Source organism: Vibrio sp. 2130-1 (genome assembly GCF_033339515.1).
Genome location: NZ_JAWOUT010000533.1, coordinates 1 through 577, shown reverse-complemented (window position 1 = coordinate 577; position 577 = coordinate 1). Strand labels below are relative to the sequence as shown.

Annotated in this window: 1 protein-coding gene; it reads right to left on the bottom strand. The window is 46.1% G+C overall.

Annotated features, from left to right (window positions below; all coding sequences use genetic code 11):
* Positions 1-577: transcriptional regulator BetI (gene betI / locus R7Q09_RS27235; protein WP_318144093.1), on the bottom strand; the 577-nt coding region annotated here is incomplete at both ends.

Below are 577 nucleotides of genomic sequence, written 5' to 3'. Positions count from 1 at the left end.
ATTTATGAGAGTAAAACGTTAGCTGCTTTTCGAGATAATCGTTGATGATGATCCTCGCTTTATCAGCATCGATGCCTTGCGGGTTGAGCGTGCCGCGTAGCCATATACCGTCAATCAGTGACGCTATCCCGTGAGCAACCAACTCTGCTTGCTCCGCACTTAATAGTGCTTTTAGTTCTCTTCTTAGATGGGACAACAGACGTCGTTCATTCACTCGTTGCAAACGCTTAAGTTGCTCGTCATGCATAGAGTAAGACCAGAAAGCCAGCCACGTTTTAGCCACTTTATTTTCTGCCTGATAACCAACAAAGTTGCCGTCAATAATGGCGTTGATACGCTGATGATGAGCATCTGCTGGCAACGCACGAAGCTTCCCTGTGATTGTTGAAGAAAGCTGACGAAGGATCTCGCGCATGGTTTCTTCTAACAACCCATGCTTACCACCGAAGTAGTGATTAATTATCCCCGTTGATACTCCAGCCTCTTTACTGATCAACGAGATGCTCGCAGCATGTAAACCGACTCTGTCAATCACTGACATGGTCGCTTTTACAAGCTGCGGTTTTCTGATTTCAGG